Raw genomic sequence first — 8,247 nt, 5'->3', positions numbered from 1 at the left:
TAAGCTGTATCATGAAAATGAGCGCAAAGTGGTTAAGAGTTGTGTGATTGGTTGTGTGCTTGCCTTAATACTCTATTTCCTTTGGATATTAGGCACCATGGGGAACTTACCGAGAACAGAGTTTCTGACCATCATTAATAAAGGGGGGAACCTTGATGCATTTATTGAGTCACTGTATGCGGTGCTAAGTAGTCCACATATCGCGACCTTCTTATTATGGTTCTCGATTAGTGCGGTATTTTGTTCATTCTTAGGGGTTGCTATTGGTTTATTCGACTACATTCTTGCGTCATTAAGCTTTAAGGATAACTCCTCCGGTAGAATGAAAGCGGCACTATTATGCTTTATACCACCTCTAGTTTTATGCATGTTATTCCCAAATGGTTTCTTAATTGCTATCGCTTATGCGGGAATGGCTGCGTGTATCTGGGCGATTATTTGTCCAGCCGTTATGGCATTAAAAGTGAGAGAGCGTTTCCCTAATGCGAAATTCAAAGTATGGGGAGGCAAAGGGCTAATTTATGCTGTTATAGCCTTTGGTGTTGTGGGTATTATTTGTCAGTTGTTAGCACAGTTTAATGTATTACCGATATACCGTTAATTTTTTAAATTAAGATGTCATCATCACTATCAAAGGTACAGCGAGGGTTTGCTGTACCTTTTTTATGACTTAGCGAAATTAATAACGATTCAATACCGACTGGCTGCCATCTTTTTTAAAGCTAACGACCGAATATGGTTGTGTAAAGCCACTTGGCTGTTCCATGCCTAAGCTGCCCGCTGGCATGCCACCTACCGCAATGCCTGCAACATCATCAGGAAGGGTACTTAGTTTGGCTAAGCTATCGAGCGGCACATGCCCAACGACCAATTTGCCATTAATTTTAGCGGTATGGCAGCTACGTAAAGAGAGGGGAAGGTTAGCTTCTTGATTTATTTTATCTATTTCTTGATAGGAGACATCGTGGATTTTTACATCGTAACCTGCAGCTTTGACAGCTTCGCCCCAAAGATGACAGCAGCTACAGCTCTCTTCTTTGTATAGATCGACAACTTGAGTTGCGGCAACAGAAGAGAAAGATGCCGCCAGTAGCGCGGTGAGTAACAATTTTTTCATATCAGTATCACTCCAAAAATAAAGCATTGTTATTTAAATACAATAAGGGTGCGAACTAAAAAGCAGGTTTTTATTTTTCTTATTTGAGTCCTTGATCGAACCTCTGCACCATAAAGCTTCCTGTAGGGGGAAGCTCAAGTGATAAAACAGATTTTTGCGTATATTTACAGAACCTGATGATGAATGTGGCATACAGAAAACAAGGATGATTATGCGAGTTCAATCACAAACTGGAAGATAAGGTAATTGTACAAAAGTAGAGCTATGATGGATAAAAAACAAACATTATGTCTCTAAAATCAAGTAGTAACCCAATTTTCAATCGGATAATTTTGTGTTTTTTGTAATGTCTAAAAGTCGGAAAGCAATTGAAAATAATTAAATTTTTCTCTTTTACCGCCGATAAATTAAACAAAGATCATTTTATTTTATCAAAAGAGAAATTCCATGCAGAAACTTCGAAATTATTCAATACGTGCTGTGATGCTCGTGCTACTTGGCATTTTATGCCTAAACCTAGGCGGAATAAGTCTGTATAGCGGCTGGTCCTTATCTCGTATTTCCGATGGTATTCAGGTTGACCGACAATTGGTTAAGCAGATGACGGTTCTGAGCCAAGGTAATGACCAGTATTTTCGTTTTGTGACTCGTCTAACTCGTGTGATGGAAACGAAAAATGAAGGGAAAGAAGGGGACTATACACTGGTTAAAGAGGCGCTAGTGAATATGGAGCGTTATCTTGAAGAGATGAAATCAATTTCACCAGGACCGATGGATAAAGCGATTTCAGACCAAGTCATTAACAGCTGGCAAGCACTCCTAGATGATGGGGTTAAACCCCAGCTTGCTGTCTCAATGGGGGATGATAAAGCGGCGTATCTGGCTCATGCCCATAATGTCACACCTGCACTAAGCCGTACATTTGGTGCCGCTATTACGCAATTTAACCAAGCGGCGGATGTGATGATTGAGCACACACGAGAAGCCGTTGATGAGCATATGGACATGACGCGGATCGTGATCATTATCGCCACGATTTTTGGCGTGTTGATTTTGATCTTTACTGACCGCTATCTGCTGCACATGATGCAGCGCCCACTGGAAATGATCCGTCAATATTTCGATAAAATTGCGAAAGGTGATTTAAGCCAACCAATAGCGCCATTTGGTCGTAACTGTGTCGGTAAACTTTTCCCGCTATTAGAAGAGATGCAAAACAGCTTACGTGAAGCGGTGTTGACCATTCGTAATGGCAGTGAAAGCATTTATCGCGGCGCGACAGAGATCTCTAATGGTAATAGCGACCTTTCCTCTCGTACCGAAGAGCAAGCGGCAGCGTTGGAGGAGACCGCAGCGAGTATGGAGCAAATTACCGCAGCAGTGCAATTGAATGTGGAAAATACTCACCAAGCAAACCAGCTAGCCGCAGAAGCGTTTGTAGCCGCAAATCAAGGGGATGCAATTGTTGAATCCGTCGTGAGCACAATGGATGAGATTTCTCAGAGCGCCAAGAAAATTTCTGACATTATCAGCATGATGAATGACATTAGCTTCCAGACGAATATTTTGGCATTGAATGCCTCTATTGAGGCAGCGAGAGCGGGTGTGCATGGACGAGGGTTTATGGTGGTTGCCGCTGAAGTGCGTAAGCTGGCAAGTCACAGTGCTGATGCTGCAATGGAAATTGAAAAGCTCATTGCTGAATCGACTTCGTGTGTGGAAAAAGGAACGCATTTGGTTCATGAAATGGGTTCAACGATGAGTAATATTCTGCAAGGGATCAATGACGTGACTGCGATTATGAAGCAGATTACCACCGCATCTGAAGAGCAGAGTAAGGGGATAGAACAAGTGGGTGTCGCGATTACTCAAATGGACAGTGTGACGCAACAAAATGCGTCTTTGGTGGAACAAGTGGCAACAGCCGCAAGTTCGTTAGAGCATCAAACCGAAGAGTTACAAGAATCGGTGAGCAAGTTCCAGCTAACCAGCGATGGAAGTGCATTCACCGACGCCAAGGTTGTTGCCGCCTAATAGCGGCAAACTATCAAGCAACGGTAATCCATTTAGCCCAGTAAAAACACAGGTTTGTACTGGGTTTTTTTATTGATAGCTCATGGTTATATTCTTGAGCCAATTTTCTGCCTTTTCTGCGGCTAAGTGTTGTGTGGGCGCTGTTGTAATCACGTAACCAAGCCGGCTATAGCTATCTTTTAGTGTATTGACATGTACAGGAGTAGGAACAAAATTAAACAGTAATGGTAGATCTAAGTGAGAGTTTGCATGGAAATCAAGGATAGTTCCTTGTTTTTCGGAGGTTAAAAATCGAATAGACGCATACTGTTTGTTGAGCGTTAATGTGGGCGCATAGGTCATACCTTTTACATGTAACGCAAGATAGCATTCAATTAAATCAAACCCTGTTGATTGATAGCAAAGAGTATCAATCATCCCGCCGGCAACTCTTGGATTAATTTCAATAAGCTTTATTTCGCCATGGTTAAGTTTAAATTCAACATGTGCGACCGTGTGGGATAATCCTACCTGAGTGAGCCACTCAATGATAGTTTTCGTGACGTCATCGATATCAAGGGATTCATCTGGAAAATCATGACCGATTTCTACGGCATATTGCCCAGACGTCGTGTATTTTTTTGTGATACCCAGTATTTTCCACTCATCGCATTGCCTATCCCAATAAGCTTCGGCGCTGTATTCATCCCCTTCAATAAATTCTTCGACAAGATATTGTGGGGAGAGCAGATATCCGCGTTGGTTAATTCTAAACTCGGTTAATGCATGGACAGCAGCACGAGCTTCTTTCTCAAAGTAACACACAGTAACTTGGCTACTCCCACTGTCATCACAGGGTTTTATGACAACAGGGTATGGCATATTGTTAAGATCAAATTTGTCATGGATATTGCAAACTTTGTAACGACAATTGGCATTCTGTTGGTGCAAATGTTGTCTGGTTAGGTGCTTGTAGCGACACATAGTTAGGGCAATTAAATTCGGAGAGGGTAAACCGAGGGCGTGAGATACCGCGGCAGCGTTGACGAGCCGATAGTCATCAAAAGCCACGATACCTTGCGGATTATACTCGAGAGCATGACTGAGTATCGCTGCAATGGAATCGGTATTAAGCTCTATAATTTCATTAACATAGAGTGCTGGGTTGTCAGCTAATTGCGCATAATAATTACGTTCTTTAGTTAATAAAACGGTGTGATAACCGTGTTCTTTAGCCAGCTTAATGGCTCTGACACCTGTACCAGAGATATTACATTCGAGAAATAGGATGGTTTTCATCTGAGCGCCTTAAAGAGATAGAGTATTCAGCAGCGAATAAAGAAATAAGAAGTAAAAACAGGGTAATAGGGATATAGATGTGTATCTGGACATCGTTCGCAATAATGCCAATATAGGCACCAAGGGATTCAGCCAATCCCCAAAAAAAGAGGCAAATAGACAATGAGAGTTTCTTGTGGGTAAATGGGCACTTCTCTATTGCAAGGCTATTGTTGTAAGGGCTCCAAATCAACTCGCTAAAGGTAAATAGGATGATTAATAAATAGAGCGAGACTAATGCATTGAAGTTTAAAAATAACAGCAAGATAGCAATCAAAATAAGGCTACATTTGTAGATGATAGCCTGGTGTGATTTTTTCTGTTTATCAATGAATTGAGTTACTTTGATTTGCAGAAGAATGATCATAGATGCATTCAAAGCGAACAAATAAGCAACACTGATATAGTTTCGAGCACCTTGGTAATGTAGCTCAAATAAGTAAGCTAAATTGCGAAAGACTAATCCCAACATAAAGAAGGGAATTGAGCTATAACAGAGGAAAAGTCCCCATGCTAAAAAGCGGGTGGTGGCTTCCGTTGGCTGATCTTGCATTGGCGAGGTATGCTTTTTATCCGTTAAGGTTAATGAGTACAGCGCAGCGACACACATAATGGCTGAAGGAAGAAAAATAACGCTCGAATATGAACCATGATAAAACCATTCCCCTGCTGCACCGCCTACAGCTGACGAAATATTAACAATGACATTCAATATTGAAAAATTCTTGACTCTTTGTGAATGATGACTATTTTCTGCAATAAATAAACTTGTACCCACATTGGCAATAGAAAAGCCGGCACCAATAAAGGCTGAGGATAACAGAAGGATATAAAAGCTTGAGGTGAAATAGATAGAAATAATAAATGATGAAGAAATCAAATAACTGAAGAAAAGTGTTTTCTTATAATTAATGAAATCAATAATAAAATGAGTGAAAAGAGAGAATGAACGGCTAATAAAAAGAAATGTAAGAATGATAATAGCAACATCACTCTCTTCGAGATTTTTTTCATTAATCAGGTATAAAGAAAAAAAAGGTAGAAAACTGTAAAAAGAGATGCCCGATAAAAATCGAGTCGTCATGATTTTATTTATCATATTAAATATTTTTTATTTTTTTAAATAGAGGGTCAAGTTGATTGATCATGGCTTCCGTAATATTACTGCTGGTAACAAAACGCACAATATCGCTTGTCCAAGCGATAGCCAGTATCCCCGCGTTTTTTAATGCTTGGACAACACGCTCGGCATCTGGCGTTTTTATCATGACAATATTGGTTTCAACAGGGTAAGCGAGTTGAAAATACGTTGAAGCAATGGAGGCAAGCTGTGCTGCATTTTGGTGATCTGTGCGTAGCTGGGATTCATAATGCTCTAATTTATTTAACGCAATGGCAGCAAGTAACCCTGATTGATGCAGCGCTCCGCCATACCATTTTCGATACCGTTTAGCGTTTTCTATATGGTGCTTACTGCCCACTAATACCGAGCCAAATGGCGCGCCAATGCCTTTAGAGAGACAGATATTAAGCAGGTCGATTTCTTTGACGTATTCTGCTGGGGAAAGTTTTAGAGAAATACAAGTATTGAGTACCCTTGCGCCATCTAAAAATAGAGACATGCCTTTCTCAAGACACAACTTTTTGAGCTTTTTTATTTCTAAGAGGGGGAATACCATTCCTCCGTAAGTGCTAATGCTACTTTCTATCGCAATCACTTGTGGGGTGGCATAAAGATTTGACCAACGAGCTTTACTGTTGATGGCTTGGATAACCTCGTCTTCGGTCAAAATACCATTTTGCGTTTTAATATTATTAATGATTAATCCGCTCAGTGCGGAGGTTTGTGATGATTCGAAAAAACAGATGTGGTAGCCGACTTCGGTAATAACTTCATTACCGAGCGAGGATAAAACTTTTAAACCAATCTGATTACACATGGTACCCGATGGCATAAAGAGCGCACTTTCTTTATTAAACAATTCAGATATATAGGACTCTAATTTTTTGACGTAAATATCTTCATTGTAACAATCATCACTAATATAATTATAATTTATATTATTTAAATCTTCTTTATTTAACCTCGTTAGCGTATCACTTCTTAAATCAATCATTGTCATTTAAATCCTTTTCAATTTTCATGGTTAATTTCGAATGGTGAGAAATAAAAGGATTTTGAATTTATAAAGCGAAATAAAAAATGGCAAGATATAAAAAATAGGATTCTATGAACTGTGATGATGCTCATAAATAAAATCCAAGATTAAAACAAGGTTGATTTATTTATTAAATCAATAATTATTGTATTAAAAATAGGCGTGATTATTGAAAGGTATAACAAGATGTGCAAATCGATGAAAACAAAAAAGCCCTTTCTAAAATCAGAAAGGGCTTCTAAAAACACTGCATTAACCGACTAGGATTAGTTCATGCCGTATTATCAAAAGTCTTGTTTATTGAAGTTTGCTTGTGTTTTTTATTTCCATATATCTAATTGAAATATAACAATTTAATAAATTTACTTGTTCGTGCTTGTTTAATGTTGTTTGCCTAGTTACATTAGTACGTATATCACGTGGTGTATCACGAGCACCATATGAACTAATTTTTAGGTGAATTTATGGCTGGTGGCACGAACAAGTTAAGTGATAAAAAACTGAGAGCTTTACTTAATTCTCCCAGAGAAAAAGAAGCAATGTTTGCTGATGGTGACGGTCTCAGTGTAAGAGTGTCAAAGTTAGGAGTTGTTAGCTGGGTATTTGCATATCGTTTAGGTGGAAGAGAAGCAAAGCTGGAACGGTTAAAATTGGGTAACTACCCTGACATGCCTTTAAAGCTGGCCAGAGAAAAACGCGAACAATGTAGATCATGGCTTGCTGATAATAAAAATCCAAAACACCAATTAAACCTTGTTGCCCAAGAGCAATTAAAGCCCGTTACAGTAAAGGAAGCCTTAGAGTATTGGATAAGTGAATATGCCGTAGATCATCGAGTAAATATCATTAGGCATAAGGCCCAATTAGAAAAACATATTTACCCATACATAGGGCACTTACCTTTATCTGAATGTGAAACCCGTTACTGGTTAGATTGTTTTGATCGCATGAAAAAAGTAACTCCTGTGGCTGCAGGGTATGTTTTTCAAATGTGTAAGCAAGCATTGAAGTTTTGTAGAGTTCGGAGGTATGCACTAAGTAATGCTTTAGATGATTTAACCATCCCTGATGTTGGCAAAAAGCAGGAAAAGGGCGATAGAGTCCATTCAGATGATGAATTAGGCAGAATTTGGAGATCTACAGGGGAACTTTGTTTTAAGCCATATTACTCAGCCCTTTTAAAATTACTGCTTCTCTTTGGTTGCCGTTCTCAAGAGCTAAGGCTTTCTAAGTGGTCTGAATGGGATTTAGAGTTATGGGTATGGACAGTTCCAAAAGAGCATAGTAAAGGCGGTGGTAAAATTCTAAGACCTATCCCTGAAGGAATTAGAAGCTTTATAACGCGGCTCAATGAATCTTATAAACACACAGGCTTTTTGCTTGGTGAATCAAAAGACGCTCCAGCAGTTAGTCAATGGGGTCGCAATATTTGGAAACGGCTTGATCAGTCTGAGGCATGGACCTTACACGATTTAAGGCGTTCATTTTCTACTAAGTTAAACGATCTAGGTATAGCCCCTCATGTTGTTGAGCAACTATTAGGGCACTCAATGCCGGGAGTTATGGCGGTGTATAACCATAGCCAATATTTAGCTGAAAAATTAGATGCATTAAATAAAT

7 protein-coding genes are annotated in these 8,247 nt (G+C 39.4%); 3 read left to right on the top strand and 4 right to left on the bottom strand.

What is annotated here, in order from left to right; translation table 11 throughout:
• The coding region (locus PSF16_RS15830) for an aromatic amino acid transport family protein (protein ID WP_272689629.1) at positions 1 to 601 on the top strand (601 nt) is incomplete at its 5' end.
• Between the two features lie 78 nt (positions 602 to 679).
• Here PSF16_RS15830 and PSF16_RS15825 read toward each other — a convergent pair.
• Positions 680 to 1,117, bottom strand: coding sequence for a DUF411 domain-containing protein (locus tag PSF16_RS15825; protein ID WP_272689628.1), 438 nt, complete (start codon positions 1,115 to 1,117; stop codon positions 680 to 682).
• A 447-nt stretch (positions 1,118 to 1,564) separates the two neighbouring features.
• Here PSF16_RS15825 and PSF16_RS15820 point away from each other — a divergent pair, with 447 nt between their 5' ends.
• Positions 1,565 to 3,151: a methyl-accepting chemotaxis protein gene (locus PSF16_RS15820; protein ID WP_272689627.1), complete on the top strand. Its 1,587-nt coding sequence runs from the start codon at positions 1,565 to 1,567 to the stop codon at positions 3,149 to 3,151.
• A 69-nt stretch (positions 3,152 to 3,220) separates the two neighbouring features.
• Here the strand turns inward: PSF16_RS15820 and PSF16_RS15815 are convergent, their stop codons facing one another.
• Genes PSF16_RS15815 through PSF16_RS15805 form a run of 3 tightly spaced genes read right to left on the bottom strand, consistent with a single transcriptional unit; the run spans position 3,221 to position 6,585 of the window.
• Positions 3,221 to 4,429: an ATP-grasp domain-containing protein gene (locus PSF16_RS15815; protein WP_272689626.1), complete on the bottom strand. Its 1,209-nt coding sequence runs from the start codon at positions 4,427 to 4,429 to the stop codon at positions 3,221 to 3,223.
• The gene (locus PSF16_RS15810) at positions 4,401 to 5,552 is read right to left on the bottom strand and encodes an MFS transporter (protein WP_071992451.1); all 1,152 of its coding nucleotides are present in this window, start codon (positions 5,550 to 5,552) and stop codon (positions 4,401 to 4,403) included. The genes PSF16_RS15815 and PSF16_RS15810 overlap by 29 nt, the downstream gene beginning before the upstream one ends.
• Before the next feature lie 16 nt (positions 5,553 to 5,568).
• The gene (locus PSF16_RS15805; protein ID WP_036976334.1) at positions 5,569 to 6,585 is read right to left on the bottom strand and encodes a threonine aldolase family protein; all 1,017 of its coding nucleotides are present in this window, start codon (positions 6,583 to 6,585) and stop codon (positions 5,569 to 5,571) included.
• Positions 6,586 to 7,091: 506 nt separating this feature from the next.
• Between PSF16_RS15805 and PSF16_RS15800 the strand changes: the two genes are divergently transcribed.
• A partial coding sequence (locus tag PSF16_RS15800; protein ID WP_272689625.1) for a tyrosine-type recombinase/integrase occupies positions 7,092 to 8,247 on the top strand: 1,156 nt, incomplete at its 3' end.

It is taken from the genome of Providencia sp. PROV033, from assembly GCF_028484855.1.
Taxonomy (GTDB): Bacteria; Pseudomonadota; Gammaproteobacteria; order Enterobacterales; family Enterobacteriaceae; genus Providencia; species Providencia alcalifaciens.
The sequence above is the reverse complement of the archived record's forward strand: the minus strand, read 5'-3'. Positions and strand labels throughout refer to the sequence as shown.